The sequence below is a fragment of the Lachnoclostridium sp. An169 genome (genome assembly GCF_002160525.1).
GTDB lineage: Bacteria > Bacillota > Clostridia > Lachnospirales > Lachnospiraceae > Mediterraneibacter > Mediterraneibacter cottocaccae.
On the sequence record NZ_NFKT01000001.1, the window covers coordinates 1 to 25679 of the forward strand.

The following is a 25679-nucleotide window of genomic DNA, read 5'->3' on the forward strand; positions in this document are numbered from 1 at the left end:
CATGGCTTGCTTTCCTCAGTGTGGACGAACCGGAAGTGATTGTAAAGCTGATCGGGGAGTATCCGCAGTTTAAGAAATATTATGAGGAAATCTATACACTGTGCCGGAATATGGAGAAGGTGATGAATATGTTTTCCAAGGAACTGCAGGAACTGGACCGGAATACCGTACAGTATATGATCGATGAGATGCAGAATGAGATTGATGCTTTAAAGTTGGAAAAGGACAGTGCGTTGGCGGAGAAGGAGGCTGTCATTTCAGAAAAGGACAGTGTGTTGGCAGAGAAGGAGGCTGCTCTCTCTGAAAAAGACAGGGAGATTGCAGAATTAAAAGCACAGCTTGCCAGGCTTTCTTCTGGCGGCAATTAATTCCTGCGATTGGTAAGATCAGCTGCTTTTACGATCGGGGGAAGATATTGATAAATCAGCCGGAGTAAATCCCGGCACACAGAGAAGGAAGAAAAAAACGGGGAAGTGCCAGGGGAATTTTATCACCAGGTAGTTCCCCGTTCTTTCTGCTTGACATTCTCGAATATCGAGAATATACTGAAAGTAAGAAAACTCGAATATCGAGAATGAACTTATACCTGTATATTCAGAAGGGGGTGACGCCCATGCCAAGAGCGAAGTTTCAGACACTGACCGAGCAGATGTTCTACATTCTTCTCTGCCTGAAAGAAGAATGCTACGGGATGGATATTCTGGACCGGGTGCCCGCCATGACGGAGAACCGTGTCAGCGTGGGATCGGGGACACTTTACAATCTGCTGGAGCAGTTTCTGAACGAAGGTTTTATCCGTGAGACAAAAGTGGAGGGACGGCGGAGAAGCTATATCCTGACGGAGAAAGGGCGGGAGATCCTGAAGAAGGAATATGACCGTATCTGCGCCCAGGCTGTGGATTACCGCCGGATCTTTGGAGAGGAGGAGGGACAATGAGAGAGACAAAGCGAAGAATGGAGCTGTTTTCATCTTATGACCGCAGAGGGATGGAACTCCATATGGAGCGGATGGCTGCGGAGGGATGGCTGATCGAAGAGATATCGACCTTTACATGGAAATACAGAAGGATCGAGCCGAAGAAACTGCATTTCTGTGTGACGTTTCATCCGGATGCTTCTGAGTTTGAGCCGGAACCATCAGAGAATGAACTGGAATTTGAAGAATTCTGCAGGCATACGGGATGGGTTCTGGCGATGAAGCGGGCTTCCATGCTTGTCTTTTACAATGAGCGGGAGAATCCCACGCCCATTGAGACGGAGCCGGAAGTGGAGATCGACGCCATCCATACAGGCATGGTGAAAACGGTCCTTGTGCCGTACCTGGTTCTTGCCGTGATGGCTCTTGTGGCGGGCGGCGTCTGTCTGTTTTTCATACTGCAGAATCCAGCCGTACAACTGGCAAATGCGGGAGCAGCAGCGAGTGTGTTGGAAATGGGGGCGCTGCTTCTGCTCTGCATGGTTGAGATCGGCGGGTATTACCTGTGGCGGTTCCGTGCGCGAAGGGCAGCGGTACACGGAGAATTTCTGGAATCCGGGAGATGGGCAACCCTGTTTCAGAGGATTCTTGTTATCTTTGTTATTCTTGTATTTGCCGGAATGCTTGTCAGCCTGGCAGTACAGTCCGGATCTGCGGCGGCTCGGGTACTGCTGACGACACTCGTCTATGCAGTGGGAGCTGTACTGATCAACGGAGTGAGAAATGCCCTGAGAAAGAGAAAAGCGTCCCCCGGAGTGAACAAAGTCGTTTCCTTCCTTGTCGGTTTCCTCTTCCTTTTCACTCTCCTTATGGTGGTCAACATCGGGATGATGGTGCTCAATGACACGGTATTTGCCGATTCCGATGAGGAGAGTTATGAATATGAGGGGAATACGTTTACTGCTTATCACGATGAACTCCCCCTGACTCTGGAGGAGCTGCTTGGTATTCCTTCAGACGGATACAGTATGCGGCGCTGGTATGAAGGATCATTTCTTGTACAGCGCTCGGAGATGTCTCAGTACCCCAGGTTTGACGCGGAAGATTTCCGGGAAATGCCGGATATGTCCTATACGGTCACGCATATTTCCGTACCTGCACTGTATGGAATCTGCCGGGAAGATCTCCTGAATGACGCGCAGAATACAGTCAGTGACGGAGAGGTTATTTACCGGGACTTTTATGAACCGGTGGACCCTGTGCCGTGGGGGGCAAAAGAAGCTTACAGAAGATACCATCTGGAAAGCTATACGAATCAATATCTGCTATTCTACAGCGACCGGATCATAGAGATCCGCTTTTCCTGGGAGCCGGATGAGCAGCAGATGCAGACCGCCGCAGAAAAACTCCTGGCTGGTCAGTGAAGCTCTCTGTACAGGGAAAATTTCCATTCGGAACCCTCTGCCTGTAATTAAAAATCCTCTGCTTGTATCAGAGGGAAACATTCGCTATAATGGGAAAAGAACATAAAAGCAGGGGGACAGAATTTTGAAAGAGAAGATTGTCGGAGTGATCATGTTTATCCTGTTTCTCGCCGCAGGCGGCGCGGGCGGGTATGCGCTTGCCGCCTGGGCTGACCGGGTGGAACTGGATGCCGGGGAGTTTGTGTTTTATGCGGCGTTTCTGCTTGTCAGTATTTATATTGCATATTTTATCCAGACTATTCTCCATGAGGGAGGACATCTGATCTTCGGACTGCTGAGCGGCTATACATTCTGCTCTTTCCGCATCGGAAGTTTTCTGTGGATGAGAGAAAATGGCAGGATTGTCCGGAAACGTTACGCCCTGGCGGGTACGGGAGGACAGTGTCTGATGGCGCCGCCGGATATGCAGGACGGGAAGGTTCTCTATGTGCTCTACAACCTGGGCGGAGTCCTGGTCAATCTGATTACCGGTGCATTCTTTCTGGCAGCTGCTCTGCTTTTAAGCGGTGCTGTTCTGCCGCAGATCTTTTTTGGATGCCTTGCTGTACTGGGATTTCTGGCCGCACTGACAAACGGGATTCCCATGAAAGCAGCACTTATAAATAACGACGGACAGAATATCGTGGATATCGGAAAAAGCCGGGAAGCCATGAATTCTTTCTGGGTTATGATGAAGATCGGAGAATTGCAGACAAAAGGCATGATGCTCAGGGAGATGCCGGAAGAATGGTTCCGGGTTCCGGATGAAAATGAGACGGGAAATCCGATCACTGTCTCACGGGCGATTTTCGTGGAAAACAGACTGGTGGAGGAACGCCGTTTTGAGGAGGCTTCCAGACTTTGTGACAGGCTTCTTTCCATGGAGTCGGCGGCAATAATCGGCGTATACCGGACGGTTCTGGTCTGCGACAGGATTTATTTCGAGCTGATTGGAACACAGGATGAAGCTGTGCTGTCGCAGTGGACAGAGAAGAGACATCAGAAAATGCTCAGGCAGATGAAAAATAATCTTACGGTGCTCCGGACAGAGTACGCCTGGACGCTGCTTTACAGGGGTGGGAACGGAGCCGGTAAAGAAGCAGAAACCGGAAAAGGAACGGAGCAGGCTCTAAAGCTCCGTACCCGGTTTGAAAAGTGTGCGGCTTCTTACCCTTATCCTGCGGATGCGGCAAATGAACGGGCACTGATGGAGCTGGCGGAGAAACGCTGTGAGGAACGGAAGACAAAGGGAGAAATATCAGGAAATCAGGAGGTGAGTGCATGAGAAAGGTTGTCCTTTATATTGCCATGAGTCTTGACGGCTGTATCGCAGATACAGACGGAGGCGTGGACTGGCTGAACAGCACGGCGGATGTCCCCGGGAATGAGAAGGAAGAATCCTCATACGATGCGTTCATCCGGGACGTGGACACCGTCATCATGGGGTGGAACACTTATCACCAGATCGTGACGGAACTCTCTCCCGACCGGTGGGTATATGAGGGGATTCCCTGCTATGTACTCACCCACAGAGAGATGGAGGATACAGAGGAAATCACATTTATCGATACGCCGGTATGTGATCTTGTAAAAATTCTGCGCAGGGAAGAAGGGAAAAATATCTGGATCTGCGGGGGCGCGCAGGTGGCGGAGGCTCTGATGCACGAAGATCTGATCGACCGCTACCAGATCACCGTTGCCCCGGTGATTCTCGGGGAAGGAATCCGTCTTTTCCCGGAACTTCCCGGGGAGAAGCACCTCAGGCTTACAGATGTCAGGCAGTACGGCGGTTTTGCGGAACTGACCTTTGAGCGCCGGGAGGAGTGGAACGTGTATTACGGCGAGAGCTTCTGGACAGAAGGAATCGGAAAAAGACCGGGCAGGGAGCGGAAGATCAACCGGGATTTTGAATGGGAAGGCGATACATTCCGTCTGCTCTCCCTGTATGTCTGCGACGAGGGACTGGTTCTTGACCTCTGCAAAAAAGTGGAACAGGAGCAGATCGAGGCATACGAAAAGAAATGGCGGGAAATGCTGAACCATCCCGGGGATATGACGGAATCGGAGTTGGATCGGTGCATGGCAGAGAGCCCCATGGACCTGAAATGCCGGATACGGCTGAAAGCTGACGGGGAGGAACTGATGTCCGCAGAGGTCCGGGGAATGGGATGGAGACCGGACAATCCGGAACAGTCCGACCGGGAGGCGGAGGACTTCCTGAAGCACTATGATCTGGATGCGGAACAGTACTGGACTATGGAACGGCACAGCTTTTCCTGGATAAAATCCCGCGGAAGAGAAGCAGTTGGAGAAAACTATCCGAAAAAACTGGATCTTCATTTCCAGGCGGTTCCGGAAAGCGTGACCGCAGCGGAGTTTGAAATATGGGAAACCGGGCAGAAGATACCGTTTACCCATCCGGAAACGGGAAAGAAACATGTGATGCAGATCTGCTACCGGGAGCAGAGAAATATGGCGGAAGAGCTGTCCCGGGCGGAGGACGAAGCGGGAAAAATGTGGGAGGACTACCGGATGCCCCAGTGGTATGAGGTGATCGGCTATACCATGACGCCGGACCTTCCGGAATCATCTTATACGATCCGCTGCCGGGTGCAGGGGGAACAGCCGGTTCCTGTCAGAAAGAAATCTGCGGCAGATGCGGAGAAATATACAGGGATGGCTGCAACGACTTATAACGGTACAGATGACCCGGATGCGGGAACGGCAGCAGGGACAGACATGCAGATCATCGGCGGTGCTTCCGGTCCCACGGCTATTTTTATGGCAGGAAAGATCAGGGATAAAGAATGTACACAGCCGGAAGTCCACGAGGCCTTTTCCGCGGCTTTCTTTGAACCGGCAGTGGTAAAGGAGTGGGAGATTGTTTTTCAGGTAAGGAAGAAGGAGGAATTTCATGTGCTTTACACATTTTGACGAGAACGGCAGGGCGGTCATGGTGGATGTGACGGATAAGCAGGACACCGTGCGCCAGGCTGAGGCGGCGGGCACGATCTTTGTCAGCCGGGAAGTATTCCGGGCAGTCCGGGAGGGCACTGTGGCAAAAGGCGATGTGCTGGGCGTGGCGGCGACAGCGGGGATCATGGCGGCAAAGAGGACGTTTGAACTGATTCCCATGTGCCATATCCTGCCCATCACCAACTGCCGGGTGAATTTTGACCTGGACGAGAAAGAATGTGCCATCCGCTGCAGATGCACGGTGAAAGTCACGGGAAAGACAGGCGTGGAAATGGAGGCGCTCACCGGTGTCAGCACAGCTCTTCTGACGGTCTACGACATGTGCAAAGCCATGGATAAGACCATGGAGATCGGAGAGATCTATCTTGTGCAGAAGAGCGGCGGAAAGAGCGGCGATGTCCGGAACGACCGCCCGGGTACGAGAGAGGAAACCGGAAGAAAGAAGGTGCGGCAATAATGGAAACGGGAAAATGGCGGGCTGCTGTAGTGACACTCAGCGACAAGGGATACCGGGGAGAGCGTGAGGACAAAAGCGGACCTTTGGTCCGGGAACTGCTCGCACAGGCGGGATATTCGGTGGAAAAGGAAGTGCTTCTTCCGGATGAACAGAAAGAGATTGAAGACTGCCTGCGCCGCCTGTGTGATGAGGATGGATTTGATCTGGTGGTCACAACCGGCGGCACCGGATTTGCGCCCCGGGACTGTACGCCGGAGGCGACTCTCGCCGTTGCCACAAGAAATGCGCCCGGCATTGCGGAGGCCATGCGCCTGGCATCTCTGAAGGTTACGCCGCGGGCGATGTTAAGCCGGGGCGCTTCGGTGATCCGGGGCGCGTCACTGATTATCAATCTTCCGGGAAGCCCGAAAGGGGCGAAAGAAAATCTGGAAGCGGTCCTGCCTTCCCTGGATCACGGCCTGGCGATCCTCACCGGAAATGCAGGCGAGTGCGCGAGACCCTGACGGACGATGGAAAAAGGAATGCAGGTGCGGTGCGGGAAAGGATGAGCAGAAGATGAAAGACCAGTATGGCAGGAAAATTGAATACATGAGGGTATCTGTCACAGACCGGTGCAATCTGCGCTGCATCTACTGCATGCCGGAAACGGGGATCTGCTGCGTGAGCCATGAGGAGATCCTGCGTTTTGACGAGATTGAGAGAGTCTGCCGGATTGCAGCGGGGCTTGGGATCTCGAGGATTAAGCTGACCGGAGGCGAACCCCTGGTGCGCAGAGGACTGCCGTCACTTCTGGGAATGCTGAAAAAGATTCCCGGAATCGAACAGGTGACGCTGACCACCAACGGCATCCTCCTGAAGGAGCATATGGCGGAACTGGCGGCGAACGGACTGGATGCCGTCAATATCAGTATTGACACACTGGATGAAGAGAAGTACAGGAGAGTGACACGGGGCGGGGATCTGCGGAGAGCTCTTGAGGGGCTGGAGGCGGCGCTTGCCTGTCCCGGTCTGCGGGTGAAGATCAACTGCGTCCCCCTTGCGGACGCCGATCCTTCCGACTGGATCAGTCTGGCAGAACTTGCGGAAAAACGCTCTGTTGACGTGCGGTTTATCGAGATGATGCCTGTCGGGCTGGGACGGCAGTTCGCGGGAACAGAAAGAGGGCAGATCATTGACACTCTGGAAGGAAAATTCGGGGCGGCTCGGATATACCGGGGAGAGCGGCCGGGCAACGGGCCGGCAGAATATCTGACATTTCCGGGCTTTGCGGGGAAAATCGGGTTTATCAGCGCCATGACGCACAAGTTCTGCAGTACCTGCAACCGGATACGTCTGACGCCGGAAGGATATTTAAAGGCATGCCTGCAGTACGATACCGGCGCGGATCTGCGCAAAATGCTGCGGGGAGGATCCACGGATGAAGAGCTGCGAAGTGTGATGGAGAAAGTGATATACGAAAAGCCGGCGTGCCATCATTTTGAAGAACAGGGGAGGGAAGAAGAGGAAGACTCCCATATTGAGAAAAAAGAGATGGCAAGGATCGGCGGATGACATGGAGGTAATATCAGTATGGGAAAGGTAATCGCAGTCTGCACAAGCCTGGAGAAGGGTACGCAGAAGACGAACATCGGCGAAGGAAATTTTATCGAGGATTACGGGATCGAGGGAGATGCCCATGCGGGAAAATGGCACCGCCAGGTCAGCCTCCTCTCCTATGATAAAATCGAAGAGTTCCGGAAAAAAGGGGCGGAAGTGGCGGATGGTGCCTTCGGAGAGAATCTTGCAGTGGCGGGCATTGACTTCCGGACCCTGCCGGTGGGAACAAGGCTTCGCTGCAATGATGTGGTCCTGGAGATCACCCAGATCGGCAAGGAGTGCCATCACGGGTGCCAGATTTTTCAGAAGATGGGAGACTGCATCATGCCCAGGGAGGGCGTGTTTGCCCGGGTGATCCATGGAGGCAAAATCTGCGTCGGCGACGAGATGGAGACTGTTCCGGCTCAGGAGTGAAAGAAACCGCAGAGGCAGAGAAGTATGAGAATTTCTCTTGCAAGAATCACGGATTCGTTATATCCTAGGATGGTAGCACATGAGGTGCCATCAAAATAACAGCCCTGTACCGCGTGCGGGGCTGGCGGCGGAGTATTTATGAAAAAAAGCAAGATTTTGTCCCTGATCCTGGGATGCGCCCTGCTGACAACTGCCTGTCAGGTCAGAGGCGGAGAAAATGCCGGGGAAGACACAGGCGATGTATCAGGGATTACGATAGAAGAGAAGGACGGAACCAGGTATTTCCATTTTCAGGATGTGGAGGAGAATGAATACGAAGCAGAGCTTCTTGAGACGGTTCCGGAATGCACTTATAATTTTGAATATCTTTTCACTGATGATGAGACAGGATACAAGTCCTTTGCGGATGCCGAAGACGGCGTCACGGCAGAAATGGGAATTGATGTCTCGGAGTTTCAGGGCGAGGAGATCGACTGGAAACAGGTGAAAAAGGCGGGTGTGGAATTTGTCATTGTCCGTCTGGGCTACCGTGCTTACGGGGAGAGCGGCGATCTGGTGCTGGACGCCATGTTTGAACGGAATGTTCAGGGAGCGCTGGATGCCGGGCTGGATGTGGGGGTCTATTTCTTCTCCCAGGCGATTACGGCGTCGGAGGCTGTCGAGGAGGCGGAGTATGTACTGGGACATATCCGTCCCTATGACATTGACGGCCCGGTTGTATATGATACGGAGGATATCAAATGGGATACCGCCCGCACCGATGAGAATACGGACACCGACTTCACCAATTTCTGCAAGGTTTTCTGTGATATCATTGAGAGCGAGGGGTACGACTCCATGATCTATGCCAATCTCCCGTGGATGGCATTTACGCTGAAGATGGACCAGCTTGCCGGGTATGATTTCTGGTATGCGGACTATCACGAACTGCCCCAGTGCCCTTATGATTATAAGATCTGGCAGTACAGCGAGAACGGGAAAGTCCCGGGAATAAAGGGCAATGTGGATTTGAATCTATGGTTTCAGGAGGATGAGAAAGAATGAAATGGAATAAATTCCGGTTGAAGACAACGACAGAGGCGGAGGATATCGTCAGCAGCATGCTGATGGATCTGGGAATTCAGGGCGTGGAGATCGAGGACAGGATTCCTCTGACCCAGTCGGACAAGGAACAGATGTTTGTGGATATCCTGCCGGAGATCGAACCGGACGACGGGGTGGCGTACTTAAGCTTTTATCTGGAGGAAGAGGATGACAAAGATACGATTCTGGCGGACGTCATGCGTGAGCTTAAGGAGATGTCTTCCTATGTGAATGTGGGAGACTGTACGATAGAAGAGTCCCAGACTGAGGATGTGGACTGGGTCAATAACTGGAAGCAGTATTTCCACCAGTTCTATGTGGACGATATCCTGATCATCCCGTCCTGGGAGGAAGTGCAGCCGGAAGATAAAGACAAGATGATCATTCATATTGATCCCGGCACCGCCTTCGGCACGGGCATGCATGAGACGACACAGCTTTGTATCCGTCAGATCCGCAAATATGTGACGGAGGATACAAGGATACTTGATGTGGGGTGCGGCAGCGGAATTCTGGGGATGCTGGCTCTGAAATTCGGCGCCGCCTATTCGGTGGGAACAGATCTGGATCCCTGTGCAATCGATGCCACCAAAGAGAATATGGAAGTAAACGGAATCAGTCAGGACCGCTATGAGGTGATGATCGGAAACATTATTGATGATAAGGCGATTCAGGACAAAGTCGGCTATGAGAAGTATGACATTGTTGTGGCGAATATCCTTGCCCCGGTTCTTGTGGAGCTGACTCCGGTGATCACATCCCAGCTGAAAAAAGGCGGGATCTACATTACAAGCGGTATTATCGATGACAAGGAACAGACGGTAAGAGACGCGGTGACAGCGGCAGGCATGGAGATCCTGGATGTGACGTACCAGGGCGAGTGGGTCTGCATTACGGCGAGGAAGAGATAATGCAGCAGTTTTTTGTGAAACCTTCGGATGTAAAAGAAAATAAGATTCTCATGCAGGGACCGGATGTGAACCACATCAAAAATGTCCTTCGGATCCGTCCGGGGGAGGACCTGCGGGTCAGCGACGGCGAGGGACATTCCTGGCTGTGCTGCGTGGATCATTACGGCGAGAAAACCGCTGTCCTGGATATCCTGAAAAGCCTGGATCAGGATACGGAGCTCCCCTCAGAACTCTGGCTGTTCCAGGGGCTCCCAAAGGGGGACAAGATGGAGCTTATTGTCCAGAAGGCGGTGGAACTGGGGGTGTACCGCGTGGTTCCCTTTGCGGCAAAGCGCTCGGTTGTACGCCTGGATGAGAAGAAAGGGCAGAAGAAACAGGCAAGGTGGCAGCTGATTGCCAAAGGTGCGGCGGAGCAGTCCGGGAGAGGAAGGATCCCCGGAGTATCCGAACCGGTTTCCTTTGCAGAAGCTCTGGCGGAGGCAGAGAAACTGGATGTAATCCTGATCCCTTATGAACTGGAGGAGGGAATGGAAGAGACCGCCCGGATTATCGAAAGTATACGCCCCGGACAGTCGGTGGGAATCTTTATCGGCCCGGAGGGCGGATTTGAGGAGGAAGAAGTGATTCGCGCCCGGGAGGCAGGCGCACAGCCGGTTACTCTGGGTAGGAGAATCCTGCGGACTGAGACGGCGGGGCTTGCGGCTCTGTCAATCCTGATGTATCATCTGGAGAGCGGGGAACATAATTTAATAGTAAGAAAAGAGTAAAGGAAAGGAACAATGGAAGTATATTTGGACAATTCCGCCACAACCATGTGTTATCCGGAAGTGGGGGAACTGGTATATAAAGTGATGTGTCAGGATTACGGGAATCCCTCTTCCATGCACCGGAAAGGTGTGGAGGCGGAACATTATATCCGGAACGCGAAAGAGACTCTGGCGCGGATCCTCAAGGTGAACGCCAGAGAGATCGTCTTTACTTCCGGGGGGACAGAGAGCGATAATCTGGCACTGATCGGATGCGCAAGGGCAAACCGGAGAGCGGGAAATCACCTGATCACCTCCTCCATCGAACATCCGGCAATTCTGAACACCATGCGGTATCTGGAGGAGGAAGAAGGATTCCGGGTGACTTATCTGCCGGTGGATTCTTTTGGGAGGATCAAGCTGGACGCTTTAAAGGAAGCGCTCTGTCCGGAGACGATTCTCGTATCTGTCATGTATGTGAACAATGAAGTGGGAACCGTCCAGCCCATTCAGGAGGCGGTGCGGATTGTGAAGAGCTATAAGCCCTCCATTCTGTTCCACACGGATGCGGTGCAGGGATTCGGAAAATACCACATTTATCCGAAACGGATGGGAATCGATCTGCTTACGGCGAGCGGGCATAAGATCCACGGCCCCAAGGGGATCGGGTTTCTCTATATCGACAGCCGGGTGAAGATCAGGCCTATCGTATTCGGCGGCGAGCAGCAGAAGAATATCCGTTCCGGTACGGAGAATGTGCCGGGAATCGCAGGGCTGGGACTTGCGGCAAAGATGATCTACCGGGATCTGGATATGAAGACAGCGCTGATGCGGGAACTGAAGGGGCATTTTCTGGACGGAATTGCGAAGATTGAGAATACTACCGTCCACGGGATGACCGATGAGGGAAGTGCGCCTCACATTATCAGCGTCGGGGTTGCGGGCGTCCGCAGCGAGGTGCTGCTCCATACGCTGGAAGAAAAGGGCATCTACGTCTCTTCCGGCTCAGCCTGTTCCTCGAACCATCCGGCGGTCAGCGGGGTGCTCAAAGGCATCGGAGCGGCACGGGAGTACCTGGATGCCACGCTTCGGTTCAGTATGTCGGAGTTTACCACGAAAGAAGAAATTGACTATACACTGGAAACACTATATAATTGTATACCGGTGCTTCGGAGATTTACGAGGCGGTAGTACAGTGAGTTTACAGAGTTCCGGCATCAGTGCCGGAGCGGAAAAGATTGGGAGAGAACTATGAGATTTCATTCATTTTTGATCAAGTACGGGGAGATCGGGATCAAGGGGAAGAACCGGTATATGTTCGAGGATGCCCTGGTCCGTCAGATCCGCTATGCGCTTCAGGACGTGGACGGGAAGTTCTATGTCCACAAATGCCACGGGAGAGTCTATGTGGACTGCGACGGGGAGTATGATTTCGATGAGACAGTGGAAAGCCTGCAGAAGGTATTCGGCATTGTCGGCATCTGCCCGGTGGTCCGCACGGCGGTTAAGGAACTGGAAGAGCTGAAAAAGGACGTTGTCGCTTATGTCGGAGAGGTATATCCGGAAGGAAACCAGACGTTTAAGGTAGAGGCAAGAAGAGCAAACAAAAGTTATCCCGGGAATTCCATGGAAATCAACTGTGCCCTGGGAGAGGCGGTTCTGGATGCATTCCCCGGGATGAAGGTGGATGTGCACAACCCGGATATCCGACTGAATGTGGAGATCCGCGAGGAGGTCTATATCTACTCCCGGATTATCCCCGGACCGGGCGGAATGCCGGTGGGAACAAACGGCAGCGCCATGCTTCTGCTTTCCGGCGGCATTGACAGCCCGGTTGCCGGATATATGATCGCAAAGAGAGGCGTTGAGATCGAGGCAGTCTATTTCCACGCGCCGCCGTATACGAGCGAGAGGGCAAAGGAGAAAGTGATTGACCTGGCGCGTCTTGTCTCGGAGTATTCCGGTCCCATCAAACTGCATGTCGTGAACTTTACGGACATTCAGCTCTATATTTACGAGAAATGCCCGCATGAAGAACTGACCATCATCATGCGCCGCTATATGATGCGGATTGCGGAACATTTTGCAAAGAAAGACGGATGTCTGGGCCTGGTGACGGGAGAGAGTATCGGTCAGGTGGCAAGCCAGACCATGCAGAGCCTTGCGGCGACGAACGCAGTCTGCACGCTGCCGGTTTACCGTCCGCTGATCGGGTTTGACAAGCGGGAGATCGTGGAGATCTCGGAGAAGATCGGAACGTATGAAGTGTCGATTCAACCCTTCGAGGACTGCTGCACCATCTTTGTGGCAAAGCATCCGGTGACCAAACCCAATGTGGAGTGGATCGAGAAATCGGAGAAGAATCTGGATGAGAAGATCGACGAACTGATGCAGGCTGCCCTGGAGAGCGCCGAGGTGATCACGGTGAAGAAACGGGGAGCAGAGGAGTAGGAGAAGAGAAATGAAAAAGCTGTCTCCTTGCGGGACAGCTTTTTTATTTCGTTACAATTGTTCAATCGATCAATTATTTGATGATGTACGGATCAAGGGCAGCCAGAATCTCGCTTACATCGCCGTCAGCGTGAATGTTGAGGTCGATCGGCTTGGAAAGATCAAGACTGAAAATTCCCATGATTGATTTGGCATCTATAACATATCTCCCGGATACTAAATCGAAGTCATTGTCATACTTTGTAATTTCGTTTACAAATGATTTTACTTTGTCGATTGAGTTTAATGAAATCTGTACTGTTTTCATTTTAAAGTCCCTCCTTGAATTATACAATAAAAGTACGGCCTCAGAGCCTATGTATATTCTACGGGATAGGGCGTAAAAAGTCAAGAAACAATAGAGGAAAAATGAGGTAAATCGTTATGAAAAAAGCAGCGCTGCACAATCTTGGATGCAAAGTGAACGCCTACGAGACCGAGGCAATGCAGGAGATGCTCGAGAAGGCGGGATACGAAATCGTGCCCTTTCAGGAGGGGGCGGATGTCTACATTATCAATACCTGTACCGTGACCAATATTGCCGACCGCAAATCAAGACAGATGCTCCACCGGGCGCGGAAGATGAATCCGGATGCCATCGTGGTGGCAGCAGGCTGCTATGTGCAGGCACAGGAGGGAAAACAGGAGACGGATCCCTGCATTGACATTGTGATCGGGAACAACCACAAGAAAGATCTTGTCAGAATTCTTGAGGAATATGAACAGAAGAAGGGGCAGGGAAAGGATGGAGAGGATGCGCTCCGGGATATCGAGGATATCAGCCGCACCCGGGAATACGAAGATCTGCATCTGGGGAAACCGGGGGACCACACCCGGGCTTACATCAAGGTTCAGGACGGGTGCAATCAGTTCTGCACCTACTGTATCATCCCCTATGCCCGGGGAAGAGTCAGAAGCCGGAGTATGGACGATGTGGTGCGCGAGGTGGAAGACCTTGCAGAAAACGGGTATAAGGAGGTCGTTCTCACGGGAATCCACCTAAGTTCCTATGGAATCGATTTTGACGGGGAGCGCCATCTGCTCCCCCTGATCCGGGCTGTCCACGCTGTGGACGGGATTGAACGCATACGTCTGGGCTCTCTGGAACCGAATATTATCACGGAAGAGTTTGCCCGGGAGATTTCCCGGATGCCGAAGATGTGCCCCCATTTTCATCTCTCTCTTCAGAGCGGGTGCGACGCTACGCTCAAACGGATGAACCGGCGGTATACCAGTGCGGAGTACTATGAGAAATGCTGCATACTCCGGAAATATTTTGAAAATCCTGCCCTTACCACGGATGTGATCGTGGGCTTTCCGGGGGAGACGCAGGAAGAATTCGAAGAGTCCCTTGCCTTTGTGGACCGGGTGAACTTCTATGAGACCCATATATTCAAATACTCCAGAAGAGAGGGGACGAAAGCTGCCGTCATGCCGGATCAGATCGATGAGAAGGTAAAGGCGCAGCGCAGCGCGCGCATGATTGCCCTGGGAGAGCAGAAACAGCGGGCGTATGAGCAGAGCTTCATCGGAAAAGAGGTGGAAGTGCTCATTGAGGAGGACGCCCTCATCGATGGAAAAATGATGCAGACGGGACACACAAAGGAGTATATGAAAATTGCACTAGAGAAAAAAGAAAATTTGAAAAATTGTGTCATAAAAGTTCAAATTGATAGTGATTTACAAATTATTCATTGAATTTTAAAAGTTCTTATATTAGAATTGTAAATAGGGTATTCAGGCTATTTTATACTGATTAGACGCAACTTACACGAAAAGGAGGAGAAAAAATGAGTGATTTAAGCAACACTCAGTTCTTTCAGGTTGAGCCGGGACCGCAGATCTCAGCAAAGGATATCCTTGAGATCGTATTCAAGGCGCTGAAAGAAAAAGGATATAATCCGGTGAATCAGATTGTCGGATATATCATGTCGGGAGATCCGACCTACATCACCAGCTATAACGGAGCGAGAAGCCTTGTAATGAAGGTGGAGAGGGACGAACTGGTGGAAGAACTGTTGAAGTCGTATATCCAGAACAATTTGTGGGAATAATCTGTTATGAGGATTCTTGGACTTGATTACGGTTCAAAGACTGTGGGGGTCGCTCTGAGCGATCCGCTTGGGATTACAGCCCAGGCAGTTGAGACGATCGAGCGCAGGGAGGAGAACAAGCTCCGGCGGACCTGTGCCAGGATCGAGGAACTGATTAAAGAATACGGCGTAGAGAAGATTGTGCTTGGCTTTCCGAAGCATATGAACAATGATGTGGGGGAGCGCGCCCTCCGGACACTGGAATTTCGCGATATGCTCACACGGCGGACCGGACTTGAGGTTGTCATGTGGGACGAGCGTCTGACGACTGTCTCAGCGGAGCGCATATTGATCGAGAGCAGCATAAGACGGGAAGAACGCAAAAAATATGTGGATAAAGTTGCTGCTGTGTTTATTCTGCAGGGATATCTTGACTCTCTGAGCATGAAACAGGGGCAGGAAGCGGAATAGGACGCATATAAGGGGATAATATTGAATGGAAAAAGTAAGGTTTACTTTCAGTGACGGAAACGGAGAAGACGAATTTTTTGTCCTTGAGGAGACGAAGATCGGCGGGACTGCATACATACTTGTGACAGATTCCCAGGATGATGATGCCGAGTGCCTGATTCTTAAGGAGATCCCACAGGAAGGGACAAAGGAAAGCGTCTATGAGATCGTGGAAGATGAGACAGAACTTCTGGCGGTATCGAAAGTATTCGAGGAGCTGTTGGAAGATGTGAGTATCGAAATGTAAAATCTTCGGATGTTTACAATAGATTTATTTACTGCAGGGAGACAGAAAGGACACGGATGGAACAGAAAAAAACAGAGGAACTGCTCAAGGAGAGACTGAGGGAAAAGGGGCTGAAGGTGACTCGTCAGAGAATCCTGGTTCTGTCAGTACTCGAGCAGAATGCCGGCAGGCACATGACTGCCGAGGATGTCTATGATCTGGTATCGGAGGATTATCCTGAGATCGGGCTTGCTACAGTGTACCGCACACTGCAGCTTCTCTGGGATATGCAGCTTGTAGACAGGATCAGTCTGGATGACGGGTGTGTGCGGTACGAGATCGGGCATCTGTTTAAGGGGGATGCGAAGCATAACCACCATCATCTGATATGCAGGATATGCAATAAGGTCATTCCCTTCGGGGGCGATCTGCTTGACGAACTGGAGCAGCAGATCGAGGACGAGACCGGTTTTCATGTCCTTGACCATGAGCTGAAGTTCTATGGCGTTTGCAGAGAGTGTCTGAAAAAGGGAAGATGACTTTGTAAAAGCAGCCGGCCATACTGCTGTTCTTTTTGCGCCCAAAAGTAAATTAACAGTTTTATCCGTCCAGGAAAAACGTACATAATTTATGATGGAGGTGCTTGTTTTTTGAAAAAAGAGAAAAAAGGAAAACTGCGTATCATACCGCTCGGGGGACTGGAGCAGATCGGTATGAATATCACTGCCTTCGAGTATGAAGACAGTATTGTTGTAGTAGACTGCGGGCTTGCATTCCCGGAGGACGACATGCTCGGAATCGATCTGGTGATTCCGGATGTCACATATTTAAAAGACAATATATCGAAAGTAAAAGGATTCGTGATTACCCATGGACATGAGGATCATATCGGAGCGCTGCCCTATGTGCTCAAGGAGATCAACATTCCCATCTACACGACAAAGCTTACCATGGGAATCATCGAGAATAAGCTGAAGGAACACAACCTGCTGCGTTCTACAAAGCGCAAAGTGGTAAGGCACGGACAGTCTATCAATCTGGGGCAGTTCCGGATTGAGTTTATCAAGACAAACCACAGTATTCAGGATGCGTCCGCCCTGGCGATTTACTCTCCGGCCGGTGTGGTTGTCCACACAGGAGACTTCAAGGTGGATTACACACCGGTGTTCGGCGATGCCATCGATCTGCAGCGTTTTGCGGAGATCGGGAAGAAGGGCGTACTCGCCCTGATGTCGGACAGCACGAATGCGGAGAGAAGAGGGTTTACCCAGTCTGAGCGGACGGTTGGAATCACTTTTGACCATATATTTGCGGAGCATCAGAATACCAGGCTGATCATCGCCACATTTGCATCTAACGTGGACCGTGTTCAGCAGATTATCAACTCGGCGTACAAGTATGGAAGAAAAGTAGTCGTTGAGGGGCGGAGCATGGTGAATATCATTTCCATCGCCTCGGAACTGGGATATCTGAATCTGCCGGAGAATACGCTGATCGAGATCGATGAGATGAAGAATTATCCGCCGGAGAAGATGGTGCTGATCACTACAGGAAGCCAGGGAGAGTCCATGGCGGCGCTGTCCCGTATGGCGGCTGACGTGCACCGCAAGGTGACGATCCAGCCAAACGATACCATTATATTCAGTTCCAACCCGATCCCGGGCAACGAGAAGTCCGTGTCCCGCGTGATCAATGAGCTCTCCTCGAAAGGGGCGGAGGTTATTTTCCAGGATGCCCATGTGTCCGGACATGCCTGTCAGGAGGAGCTGAAGCTGATCTATTCTCTGGTGAAGCCGAAATATGCGATTCCGGTACACGGCGAGTACCGGCACCTGAAAGCGAATGCAGAGGTGGCAAAATCTCTGGGTATTCCGAAAGAAAATGTATTTATCATTCAGTCCGGAGATGTGGTGGAGCTTGATTCCGAGTCCTGCAAAGTGGTGGACAAGGTGCATACCGGAGCCATTCTCGTGGACGGTCTGGGAGTCGGAGATGTGGGAAATATCGTGCTCCGCGACAGACAGCATCTGGCAGAGGACGGCATTATTATCGTCGTGCTGACACTGGAGAGAAGGACGAACCGTCTCCTTGCCGGTCCGGATATCGTCTCCCGCGGTTTCGTCTATGTAAGAGAGTCGGAGCAGCTCATGGGCGATGCGAAAAAAGCAGTGTCCGATGCCCTGGATAAATGTCTTTCCGGAAGGCATACGGACTGGAACAAGATCAAGCTGACGATCCGCGATGCGATGAACGACTATATCTGGAAGAAGACAAAGAGGAAACCTATGGTTATCCCGATTATTATGGATGTGGATGTGTAACATATGATAGTAGATGAACGTGTTGTTACATTCATCAATTCCCTGGATACAGAGAACATTGAAATACTTGAGGAGATCGAGCGGGAAGCCCGTGCATCTTCTGTCCCGGTGATCCGGCGGGAGATGCAGAGCTTCCTCAAAGCTCTTCTCCTGATCAAAAAACCTATGCGCGTCCTGGAAGTCGGGACTGCCGTAGGTTTCTCTGCGTTATTGATGAGTGAATATGTGCCGGAAGGGTGCAGGATTACAACGATTGAGAATTATGAGAAAAGGATTCCCATTGCCAGGGAGAATTTCCGGCGGGCGGGAAAGGAAGAGATGATCACCCTGATTGAGGGGGATGCATCCGAGGTGCTCCGGGATCTGGAAGGCCCCTATGACTTTATCTTTATGGACGCTGCCAAGGGACAGTATATCCATTATCTCCCGGACGTGCTGCGCCTGCTGGAGGATGGCGGCTGCCTTGTCTCGGACAATGTCATGCAGGACGGGGAGATCTTTGAGTCCCGCTTTGCAGTGGAGCGGCGGAGCCGGACCATCCATGCGAGGATGCGGGAGTATCTCTATGAACTGAAACACAATAAGGAGCTTACCACTTCCATCATTCCCCTTGGGGACGGAGTGGCGTTGAGCGTGAAAGGAAAATACAATGAGCAGACATCCTGAATTACTGATCCCGGCGAGCAGCCTGGAAGTATTGAAGACCGCAGTAGTTTTCGGGGCAGATGCCGTCTATATCGGCGGGGAGGCCTACGGACTGCGGGCAAAGGCGAAGAATTTCTCCATGGAGGATATGAAGGAGGGAATCGCATTCGCCCATGAGCATGGAGTAAAAGTATATGTGACGGCAAATATCATCGCCCACAACGCCGATCTGGCAGGTGTGCGCGAGTATTTCCGGGAGCTTAGGGAACTGCGCCCCGACGCGCTGATTATCGCGGATCCGGGAGTGTTTGACATAGCAAAAGAAGTTTGCCCGGAGATTGAACGCCATATCAGTACACAGGCAAACAACACCAATTACGGGACATATAATTTCTGGTACCGTCTGGGGGCCAGCCGTGTCGTCTCCGCCAGGGAGCTCTCTCTCAGAGAGATCAAAGAGCTCCGCGCTAATATTCCGGAGGACCTGGAGATTGAGACTTTTGTCCACGGAGCCATGTGTATCTCCTATTCGGGACGCTGCCTGCTGAGCAGCTATTTTACCGGACGGGACGCCAACCGGGGGGCATGCACCCATCCCTGCCGCTGGAAATATGCGGTGGTGGAGGAGACACGGCCCGGGGAATATATGCCGGTCTACGAGAATGAGCGGGGCACCTATATCTTCAACTCGAAGGATCTGTGTATGATTGAACATATTCCGGAACTGATCGATGCGGGCATTGACAGCTTTAAGATCGAGGGACGCATGAAGACCGCTCTGTACGTGGCAACAGTGGCGCGGACATACCGGAAGGCCATCGATGATTATCAGAAAGACCCGAAGCTGTACGAGCAGAATATGCCCTGGTATCTGGATCAGATATCCAACTGTACCTACCGGAAGTTTACCACGGGATTCTTCTTCGGGAAACCGGATGAGGACTCCCAGATCTATGACAGCAACACCTATGTGAAAGACTATACCTATCTGGGTATCGCCGGGGAGATCCGGGACGGTATGTGCCGGATTGAGCAGCGCAACAAGTTCTCTGTGGGGGAGACCATCGAGATTATGAAGCCCGACGGCAGGAATGTGGAGGTGAAGGTGGAGCGCATCCTCAATGGAGAGGGAGAAGACCAGGAGAGTGCGCCCCACTCAAAGCAGGTGCTCTTCGTTCAGCTCAGTGAATGTCCGGAGAAGTACGATCTTCTGCGGAGAAGGGAAGAAGAACAGCCGGACGGCGGCAGCGCGGCGTCCTGACCGCTATTCTTTTGCCTCCTCCCCGAAAAATTTCCGGAGTTTGAGGATGGCGCTTTTTTCAATCCGTGAGACGTAAGAGCGGGAAATGCCGAGCTGTCTGGCGATTTCCCGCTGCGTGTACTCCTCACCGTTATAAAGGCCGTAGCGCATTTTTAAAACGAGCTTTTCTCTTGAGGAAAGCTCGTTTTCCACTTTTTCATAGAGTTTCTGTATGTTTGCTTTCAGACTGACCCGCTCGGGAATGTCGTCTTCATCGGCTTCGATGATGTCGTAAAGCTTGATTTCGTTTCCTTCCCGGTCGGTTCCGATCGGTTCGTAGAGGGAGATCTCCTTCCCGTTTTTCTTCCTGGCGCGCAGATGCATGAGAATCTCATTTGCTATCCTCTCCCCAATGAGTTTTTGAACCGTCAACGGTTTCGTCTTCATAAGCTACATCGCTGAACCGTTCCAGTTCTTCCAGGTCGTCTTCTGTGCTGTCTGTTTCATCTGTTTGATAGGAAAGCGGAGGATATTCAATCTCATCGTCCTGCACGCCGAAGAGGATGATATGGGCGTTGACACCGTCCCATACAACTTTCCGGACAAGAGTGCGGATTGCCGCACGTTTCTGTTCTATGCTCATTTCATCAATGCTGGTTTTGAAGACTGACAGCAGTTGGCGCATAACGTCAAATTCGATATCGCTGAAAGTGTGCTGGGAAGTCAGTGCTTCCAGTTCATGGATCCGGGTGTCTGTTTCCTCACATTTCTGATTCAGCTGTTCAATGCGTCGTGCCACCTGATTCCTAACCGTGCTGTCACCCAAATCGGCTAGGGAATCAACCAGACCTTCAATTTTCTTTTCCAGTTCTTCTTTCTCATGACGGATAGAAGCCAGCTGATCTTCATAGGCTGCACGGTTGCCGGTATAGAATTTCCGGCTTTGTTCCAGCTGGTCAATGAAGAAACCTTTGTCATCTTCCAGCAGCTTGATCTGCTCGATCACAGCCAGATCCAGTGTGTTCCCATTGGCATTTTTACTGTTGCACATGGAACGTTTGCTGCGCTCTTTTAATTTGCATACATAAGTGTATATCGGCTTCCCGTCAGCAGTTTTTCGCTTGCTGATCTTCGGATACATACGGCTGCCGCAGGTGCAGTATAAAAGACCGGTCAGGAGTGCTTCGTTATTCCGAGGCTTTCGGTATGCCTTACTTTTATTCCGATCCAGAGACTCCTGTACAGAAATCCAGACTTTGCCCGGAACAATGCCCTGATGCAGACCTACCGCAACAATCCATTCATCGGGCGGAAGATAGGTGACGGCTTTCCCTTTTTCCTGTTTGGTGCGGTTATATACCATCATGCCATGGACGCTGTCGAATTCATCTTTGGCAGAATTAAGATCTGCGTTCTCTTTTACAAAAAAGTTATATGCGTTTACATCCGCGATCATGTAAACCGGATTCTGTAAGATAGACTTGATTGAAAAACGGGTAAAGAGTTTATTGTTTTTTGTTTTAAGTCCCCGCTTTATTAATTCTGCTTCTACAGAAGTCAGAGAATCGTGTTCGATATACAGGCTGTAGATCAGACGGACAATTTCTGATTCTTCCGGTATCAGTTTCAGCTTGCAGGCCTTTTTTGCTTTCCCGTCTATGGTAACTTTCTGTACCGATTCTGAGGCATATCCTGTGGGAGTTGTTCCCCCAAGCCATCGTCCGGTTTTCGCCAGTTCATGCATATTATCTCTGATACGCTCGGCTATGGTTTCACGCTCCAGCTGGGAAAAAACAGAAGCTATATACATCATGGCCCGTCCCATGGGAGTTCCGGTATCAAACTGTTCTCGGATAGATATGAAAGCAATGTCCAGTCTTGACAATTCTTCAATAAGGTTGGAAAAGTCACTGATATTCCGGCTGATTCGGTCCAGGCGGTAGACAATGATCGCTTTGAACTTACGCTGCCTTGCAGCTTCCATCATTTTTTTAAAGTCCGGTCGGTTGAGATTACCGCCGGAAAAGCCTTCATCCTCATACACTAAAATATGATCCTGTGGAATTTCAGTATAATGTGCCTGGATATATTCTTTGCAGAGTTCAACCTGATTGCCGATGCTTTCACCTTTGCCGGTGAATTTTGACTTTCGGGAATAGATGGCAATATAATTCTCATTTTCTTTCATTATGTTTCTCCTTATTATACGATATATGACTTAAGCTATTATATCATATAGTATAAAACGGGTAAATGGTAATAGAGACATATATGCGTATAAAAGTAAAGTATGAATAACTTTCAAATCTTGAAATTAATATCAGTCAAAAAGCTCTTTCCTCAACAAATTTCATCCGTGTTCTTGGAAAAATTTTTGTACTGACGTGGTGAACATCCATACATTTTACAGAAAAGAGATGAGAATGTACTTGTATTGGAAAATGATAGAAGCTTTGCAATGTCGGCTCCGATCATCATATTTTAGATAAAATGTTTTGTATAGTTCTACAGGTTGGCTGGAGCTGAGAAAATAATTTTGAAATATTGTACAAAAATAAAAAAGAAAATTGTAATATATGATGAAAATGAATATAGCTATGGACAAATGCACTGAGAACTGTTAAAATATATATAAATTAAGTTTGTTATTACGTAATGGTAAGCAAGACTGTTTATAATACTGATTGGGATAATAGTATTATGGACAGTTTTTTTATATTAGAATTGCTTCGGATGTTTGCTAGAGGGGGCAGGAATAGGTGAAGATCGTCAGGGTTCTGAATACAAATGCAGTTGTATCGTTGGATTCGTACGGCCGGGAAATCATCATTACCGGTGCCGGGATTGGTTTTAAAAAGAAAAAAGGCGAAGAGCTGGACAAGTCCTGCGTGGAGAAAATTTATTGCCTGAAGAGTGCGGAAGATAATTACAGGTTGCAGCAGGTGGTGAGGGAAATCTCGGAAAAATATCTGGAGATTGCCGGCAAGGTGGTCACTGCTTCCAGAGAAGAAGGACTGAAGGTGAGAGATACCCTCTATGTCACGTTGACAGATCACATCAATTCCGCTGTGGAGAGATACCAGAGCGGAATCAGCCTCAAGAATTTGATGCGACACGAGATTCGGAAATTTTATCCCCAGGAATACAGGGTGGCCCAGGAGGCCATTGAGTGGATTCGGAAGATGACAGATATTGATCTGGGAGAAGACGAGGCGGGATTTATTGCCATGCATATTATATCCTCAGAGTTTGAGAGCAATGAGGTTTCAGATGTGCAAAAGATGACAGAGCTGATCAATGCCATTATCAAGATTGTAAAAATGCATTTCAGGATTGAATTTGATGAGGATTCTGTGTCCTATCAGAGATTTTTGACACATTTAAAATTCTTCTCGGCCAGAGTGCTGGATGGTGAGGTTTACCAGGACAGCATGGAGGAGATATACCATGCAATGGTGGCACAAAACGGGCATGCCTATACGGGTGTGGAAAAGGTGGCCCAGTTCATTGAAAAGCAGTACGGATACCGGCTTAGCATAGATGAAGAGCTATATCTGCTGATTCATATAAAGAGAATACTGGACGAACAGCATCGCTAGTTCACAGGTTTGTTATTATTCAGTTAAGCAAGACCTGGTCCTGAAGGGCACATTTCCCGGGAAAATGCGCTCTTTGAGGCCAGGTCTTTCTTTTTCCGGAGACTTCCGGGATGCATAAATTTATTTTAATGAGGTGAAGATATGGATTACGCAAGTGTTGCAAAGAAAATCCTGCAGCGTGTAGGAGGAAAAGAAAATGTAATCAGCCTTGTACACTGTATGACCAGACTGAGATTCACGCTGAAAGACGAGTCCATTGTGGACGACGAGGCAGTGAAAAAGACAAAAGGCGTTATGGGAGTAATGAAGAAGGCTGGACAGTACCAGATCATCATAGGCAATGACGTGGCCAATGTCTTTGCAGAGCTGAATAAGCTCGGTAACTTCTCAAACGAGACGCCGAAGAGCACACCCCAGAAGCAGGAAAAGAAAGGAATCATCTCCATGCTGATGGACACGATTTCCGGCATTATGGCGCCAGTTATTCCAGCGCTCATCGGAGCAGCTATGATCAAGGTGCTTTTGACGCTGCTGCCCATGATAGGCGTGCTTGATACAGAAGGGAATACCTATAACCTGTTAAGTGTTATGGGAGACGGAGCCTTTTTCTTTATGCCTGTTTTGATTGCCATCTCTGCATCAAAGAAATTCGGGACAAATATGTACTATGCGGCCAGCATTGCGCTTATCATGCTCCATCCTAATTTTATTTCTCTGATGAGCAATGCAAATGAGGCAGGGGAGGTGGTAAAATTCCTCGGCTTTATTCCGGTTACCTATGCTTCCTATTCCTACTCGGTTATCCCGATCATCCTGGCAGTATGGTCCCTAAAGTATGTGGAGAAGCTGGCAGATAAGATTACACCCGTGGTGACTAAGAACTTCCTGCGTCCCATGCTGGTGGTGCTGATCGAGGCACCGATTGCCCTGATCGTGCTGGGACCTTTGGGGGCAATCCTCGGCAATGTCCTGTCAGATATCGTATACTTTATCCATGACCAGCTCGGTTTTATCGCCATCGGACTGGTGGCCGGTATTTATCCGTTTGTTGTCATGGCTGGTATGCACCATGCATTTACCCCGATAAAGCTTGGTATGATTGCCACAACCGGGTATGAGAATTTTATCTGTATCGGTGAGCTCTGCGCCAACATGGCACAAGGTGCTGCTTCTCTTGCTGTATCCTTAAAGAGCAAAAATAAAGATTTTAAACAGGTGGCAGGCTCTTCCGCATTCTCCGCACTTGTGGCAGGTATTACAGAGCCCGCTCTCTACGGTGTGACACTGAGACTGAAAAGACCAATGCTGGGAGCCTGCATCGGAGCCGTTGCAGGCGGACTCTTTGGTGGATTTTTCCAGATGAAATGCTTTGGTATCGCAACACCGGCAATCGTGACGATTGTTCAGTATGTGGAGGAGGACAGAGCGGCCAGCCTTCTGATAGCAGCCCTTACCATTGTCATAACAATCATTGTGGCATTTATCGCCACTATGCTGATCGGCTTTGAAGACATTGTGGACGAGGATGATGAGGATATTCTGGCAGAAGAAGCCAAGCCTGCAGCCGCTCCCCTTCCGGAGGGAAGAGAAATCCGTATTTCGAGCCCTATCCAGGGAGAGTGCATCCCGCTGGATCAGGTGAAGGACGCTACATTTTCACAGGGAATCCTGGGAAAAGGCGCCGCTGTCATCCCGGAGAAGGGAGAAGTGGTAGCCCCCTTTGACGGAAAAATAGATATGATGTTTGAGACCGGTCATGCAGTCGGAATGACCAGCAATGATGGTGTGGAATTGCTGATACATGTAGGTATGGACACGGTAAATCTGGAAGGAAAATATTTCTATCCGAAAAAGGCTTCCGGAGATACAGTCAAGAAGGGAGAAGTTATCCTGGAGTTTGACAAGGATGAGATCCTGAAGGCGGGATATGACATCACGACTCCGGTTATCGTATCCAACACGGATGCATTTGCGGATGTCTCTGCCACCTCCTCCGGACTGGTGAAGGAACTGGATGAGATACTGATAGTACGTTAATCGAAAATAAAAGGAG

General features: G+C 50.3%; 25 protein-coding genes and 2 pseudogenes. 24 read left to right on the forward strand and 3 right to left on the reverse strand.

The annotated features are described in order from the left end of the window. From B5F07_RS22525 to thiI, 14 genes and pseudogenes are all read left to right on the forward strand, one after another. A pseudogene (locus tag B5F07_RS22525) lies at positions 1–368 on the forward strand (PD-(D/E)XK nuclease family transposase); the annotation flags it as partial. 245 nt (positions 369–613) lie between these two features. Continuing rightward, positions 614–937, forward strand: coding sequence for a PadR family transcriptional regulator (locus tag B5F07_RS00010; RefSeq protein WP_087159240.1), 324 nt, complete (start codon positions 614–616; stop codon positions 935–937). Continuing rightward, positions 934–2340, forward strand: a complete 1407-nt coding sequence (locus tag B5F07_RS00015) for a DUF2812 domain-containing protein (RefSeq protein ID WP_087159241.1) — start codon at positions 934–936, stop codon at positions 2338–2340. The genes B5F07_RS00010 and B5F07_RS00015 overlap by 4 nt, the downstream gene beginning before the upstream one ends. Positions 2341–2464: 124 nt before the next feature. After that, entirely contained in the window at positions 2465–3664 is a 1200-nt protein-coding gene (locus B5F07_RS00020; protein WP_087159242.1) for a hypothetical protein, read from the forward strand. Next, positions 3661–5313 carry a dihydrofolate reductase family protein gene (locus B5F07_RS23305; protein WP_087159243.1) on the forward strand — a complete coding sequence of 551 codons (1653 nt, stop codon included), beginning with the start codon at positions 3661–3663 and terminating at the stop codon, positions 5311–5313. Before B5F07_RS00020 ends, B5F07_RS23305 begins: the two co-directional genes overlap by 4 nt. Further along, positions 5294–5812, forward strand: a complete 519-nt coding sequence (moaC, locus tag B5F07_RS00030) for a cyclic pyranopterin monophosphate synthase MoaC (RefSeq protein WP_087159244.1) — start codon at positions 5294–5296, stop codon at positions 5810–5812. Before B5F07_RS23305 ends, moaC begins: the two co-directional genes overlap by 20 nt. Continuing rightward, positions 5812–6315, forward strand: a complete 504-nt coding sequence (locus B5F07_RS00035) for a MogA/MoaB family molybdenum cofactor biosynthesis protein (RefSeq protein ID WP_087159245.1) — start codon at positions 5812–5814, stop codon at positions 6313–6315. Before moaC ends, B5F07_RS00035 begins: the two co-directional genes overlap by 1 nt. A 52-nt stretch (positions 6316–6367) precedes the next feature. Continuing rightward, positions 6368–7363: a GTP 3',8-cyclase MoaA gene (gene moaA / locus B5F07_RS00040; RefSeq protein ID WP_087159517.1), complete on the forward strand. Its 996-nt coding sequence runs from the start codon at positions 6368–6370 to the stop codon at positions 7361–7363. 18 nt (positions 7364–7381) lie between these two features. Continuing rightward, positions 7382–7822, forward strand: coding sequence for an MOSC domain-containing protein (locus B5F07_RS00045; RefSeq protein ID WP_087159246.1), 441 nt, complete (start codon positions 7382–7384; stop codon positions 7820–7822). Between the two features lie 138 nt (positions 7823–7960). Then, the gene (locus B5F07_RS00050; RefSeq protein ID WP_087159247.1) at positions 7961–8866 is read left to right on the forward strand and encodes a glycoside hydrolase family 25 protein; all 906 of its coding nucleotides are present in this window, start codon (positions 7961–7963) and stop codon (positions 8864–8866) included. After that, positions 8863–9816: a 50S ribosomal protein L11 methyltransferase gene (gene prmA / locus B5F07_RS00055; protein WP_087159248.1), complete on the forward strand. Its 954-nt coding sequence runs from the start codon at positions 8863–8865 to the stop codon at positions 9814–9816. Before B5F07_RS00050 ends, prmA begins: the two co-directional genes overlap by 4 nt. Continuing rightward, positions 9816–10583, forward strand: coding sequence for a 16S rRNA (uracil(1498)-N(3))-methyltransferase (locus B5F07_RS00060; RefSeq protein ID WP_087159249.1), 768 nt, complete (start codon positions 9816–9818; stop codon positions 10581–10583). Before prmA ends, B5F07_RS00060 begins: the two co-directional genes overlap by 1 nt. A gap of 12 nt (positions 10584–10595) precedes the next feature. Continuing rightward, entirely contained in the window at positions 10596–11753 is a 1158-nt protein-coding gene (locus B5F07_RS00065) for a cysteine desulfurase family protein (protein ID WP_087159250.1), read from the forward strand. A gap of 60 nt (positions 11754–11813) precedes the next feature. After that, the gene (gene thiI, locus B5F07_RS00070) at positions 11814–13013 is read left to right on the forward strand and encodes a tRNA uracil 4-sulfurtransferase ThiI (protein WP_087159251.1); all 1200 of its coding nucleotides are present in this window, start codon (positions 11814–11816) and stop codon (positions 13011–13013) included. Between the two features lie 73 nt (positions 13014–13086). Here the strand turns inward: thiI and B5F07_RS00075 are convergent, their stop codons facing one another. Next, on the reverse strand, positions 13087–13320 hold the full coding sequence (locus tag B5F07_RS00075; RefSeq protein WP_087159252.1) for an HPr family phosphocarrier protein: 234 nt from the start codon (positions 13318–13320) through the stop codon (positions 13087–13089). 116 nt (positions 13321–13436) lie between these two features. Between B5F07_RS00075 and mtaB the strand changes: the two genes are divergently transcribed. The 8 genes from mtaB (at position 13437) to B5F07_RS00115 (ending at position 20048) form a co-directional block, all read left to right on the forward strand. Beyond that, on the forward strand, positions 13437–14750 hold the full coding sequence (mtaB, locus tag B5F07_RS00080; protein ID WP_087159253.1) for a tRNA (N(6)-L-threonylcarbamoyladenosine(37)-C(2))-methylthiotransferase MtaB: 1314 nt from the start codon (positions 13437–13439) through the stop codon (positions 14748–14750). A 92-nt stretch (positions 14751–14842) separates the two neighbouring features. Then, positions 14843–15106, forward strand: coding sequence for an IreB family regulatory phosphoprotein (locus B5F07_RS00085; RefSeq protein ID WP_087159254.1), 264 nt, complete (start codon positions 14843–14845; stop codon positions 15104–15106). Positions 15107–15112: 6 nt separating this feature from the next. Further along, positions 15113–15556, forward strand: a complete 444-nt coding sequence (ruvX, locus tag B5F07_RS00090) for a Holliday junction resolvase RuvX (protein WP_087159255.1) — start codon at positions 15113–15115, stop codon at positions 15554–15556. A gap of 25 nt (positions 15557–15581) precedes the next feature. After that, on the forward strand, positions 15582–15842 hold the full coding sequence (locus tag B5F07_RS00095; RefSeq protein WP_087159256.1) for a DUF1292 domain-containing protein: 261 nt from the start codon (positions 15582–15584) through the stop codon (positions 15840–15842). A 56-nt stretch (positions 15843–15898) separates the two neighbouring features. Then, the gene (locus tag B5F07_RS00100; protein ID WP_087159257.1) at positions 15899–16360 is read left to right on the forward strand and encodes a Fur family transcriptional regulator; all 462 of its coding nucleotides are present in this window, start codon (positions 15899–15901) and stop codon (positions 16358–16360) included. Positions 16361–16471: 111 nt separating this feature from the next. Beyond that, positions 16472–18142 (forward strand): ribonuclease J, encoded by a 1671-nt coding sequence (locus B5F07_RS00105; protein WP_087159258.1) that lies wholly within the window; start codon positions 16472–16474, stop codon positions 18140–18142. Between the two features lie 3 nt (positions 18143–18145). Then, entirely contained in the window at positions 18146–18808 is a 663-nt protein-coding gene (locus tag B5F07_RS00110; protein ID WP_087159259.1) for an O-methyltransferase, read from the forward strand. Next, entirely contained in the window at positions 18792–20048 is a 1257-nt protein-coding gene (locus B5F07_RS00115) for a peptidase U32 family protein (RefSeq protein ID WP_087159260.1), read from the forward strand. The genes B5F07_RS00110 and B5F07_RS00115 overlap by 17 nt, the downstream gene beginning before the upstream one ends. Before the next feature lie 3 nt (positions 20049–20051). On the opposite strand, the pseudogene B5F07_RS00120 reads toward B5F07_RS00115, so the two are convergent. Next, a pseudogene (locus B5F07_RS00120) lies at positions 20052–20429 on the reverse strand (sigma-70 family RNA polymerase sigma factor); the annotation flags it as partial. Further along, entirely contained in the window at positions 20419–22215 is a 1797-nt protein-coding gene (locus B5F07_RS00125; RefSeq protein WP_087159262.1) for a recombinase family protein, read from the reverse strand. The gene B5F07_RS00125 and the pseudogene B5F07_RS00120, both read right to left, overlap by 11 nt. A 571-nt stretch (positions 22216–22786) precedes the next feature. On the opposite strand from B5F07_RS00125, the gene licT reads away from it, so the two are divergent. Together licT and B5F07_RS00135 are read left to right on the forward strand one after the other, a co-directional pair. Further along, positions 22787–23626, forward strand: coding sequence for a BglG family transcription antiterminator LicT (gene licT, locus B5F07_RS00130; protein WP_087159263.1), 840 nt, complete (start codon positions 22787–22789; stop codon positions 23624–23626). Between the two features lie 141 nt (positions 23627–23767). After that, the gene (locus B5F07_RS00135) at positions 23768–25663 is read left to right on the forward strand and encodes a beta-glucoside-specific PTS transporter subunit IIABC (protein WP_087159264.1); all 1896 of its coding nucleotides are present in this window, start codon (positions 23768–23770) and stop codon (positions 25661–25663) included. Positions 25664–25679: the final 16 nt, after the last annotated feature.

What these genes read in the sequence shown, in the direction of transcription:
- B5F07_RS00010 (WP_087159240.1), top strand. Translation starts at nt 614, where the DNA reads ATGCCAAGAGCGAAGTTTCAGACACTGACCGAGCAGATGTTCTACATT.
- B5F07_RS00015 (WP_087159241.1), top strand. Translation starts at nt 934, where the DNA reads ATGAGAGAGACAAAGCGAAGAATGGAGCTGTTTTCATCTTATGACCGC.
- B5F07_RS23305 (WP_087159243.1), top strand. Translation starts at nt 3,661, where the DNA reads ATGAGAAAGGTTGTCCTTTATATTGCCATGAGTCTTGACGGCTGTATC.
- moaC (WP_087159244.1), top strand. Translation starts at nt 5,294, where the DNA reads ATGTGCTTTACACATTTTGACGAGAACGGCAGGGCGGTCATGGTGGAT.
- B5F07_RS00035 (WP_087159245.1), top strand. Translation starts at nt 5,812, where the DNA reads ATGGAAACGGGAAAATGGCGGGCTGCTGTAGTGACACTCAGCGACAAG.
- moaA (WP_087159517.1), top strand. Translation starts at nt 6,368, where the DNA reads ATGAAAGACCAGTATGGCAGGAAAATTGAATACATGAGGGTATCTGTC.
- B5F07_RS00045 (WP_087159246.1), top strand. Translation starts at nt 7,382, where the DNA reads ATGGGAAAGGTAATCGCAGTCTGCACAAGCCTGGAGAAGGGTACGCAG.
- B5F07_RS00050 (WP_087159247.1), top strand. Translation starts at nt 7,961, where the DNA reads ATGAAAAAAAGCAAGATTTTGTCCCTGATCCTGGGATGCGCCCTGCTG.
- prmA (WP_087159248.1), top strand. Translation starts at nt 8,863, where the DNA reads ATGAAATGGAATAAATTCCGGTTGAAGACAACGACAGAGGCGGAGGAT.
- B5F07_RS00060 (WP_087159249.1), top strand. Translation starts at nt 9,816, where the DNA reads ATGCAGCAGTTTTTTGTGAAACCTTCGGATGTAAAAGAAAATAAGATT.
- B5F07_RS00065 (WP_087159250.1), top strand. Translation starts at nt 10,596, where the DNA reads ATGGAAGTATATTTGGACAATTCCGCCACAACCATGTGTTATCCGGAA.
- thiI (WP_087159251.1), top strand. Translation starts at nt 11,814, where the DNA reads ATGAGATTTCATTCATTTTTGATCAAGTACGGGGAGATCGGGATCAAG.
- B5F07_RS00075 (WP_087159252.1), bottom strand. Translation starts at nt 13,320, where the DNA reads ATGAAAACAGTACAGATTTCATTAAACTCAATCGACAAAGTAAAATCA.
- mtaB (WP_087159253.1), top strand. Translation starts at nt 13,437, where the DNA reads ATGAAAAAAGCAGCGCTGCACAATCTTGGATGCAAAGTGAACGCCTAC.
- B5F07_RS00085 (WP_087159254.1), top strand. Translation starts at nt 14,843, where the DNA reads ATGAGTGATTTAAGCAACACTCAGTTCTTTCAGGTTGAGCCGGGACCG.
- ruvX (WP_087159255.1), top strand. Translation starts at nt 15,113, where the DNA reads ATGAGGATTCTTGGACTTGATTACGGTTCAAAGACTGTGGGGGTCGCT.
- B5F07_RS00095 (WP_087159256.1), top strand. Translation starts at nt 15,582, where the DNA reads ATGGAAAAAGTAAGGTTTACTTTCAGTGACGGAAACGGAGAAGACGAA.
- B5F07_RS00100 (WP_087159257.1), top strand. Translation starts at nt 15,899, where the DNA reads ATGGAACAGAAAAAAACAGAGGAACTGCTCAAGGAGAGACTGAGGGAA.
- B5F07_RS00110 (WP_087159259.1), top strand. Translation starts at nt 18,146, where the DNA reads ATGATAGTAGATGAACGTGTTGTTACATTCATCAATTCCCTGGATACA.
- B5F07_RS00115 (WP_087159260.1), top strand. Translation starts at nt 18,792, where the DNA reads ATGAGCAGACATCCTGAATTACTGATCCCGGCGAGCAGCCTGGAAGTA.
- B5F07_RS00125 (WP_087159262.1), bottom strand. Translation starts at nt 22,215, where the DNA reads ATGAAAGAAAATGAGAATTATATTGCCATCTATTCCCGAAAGTCAAAA.
- B5F07_RS00135 (WP_087159264.1), top strand. Translation starts at nt 23,768, where the DNA reads ATGGATTACGCAAGTGTTGCAAAGAAAATCCTGCAGCGTGTAGGAGGA.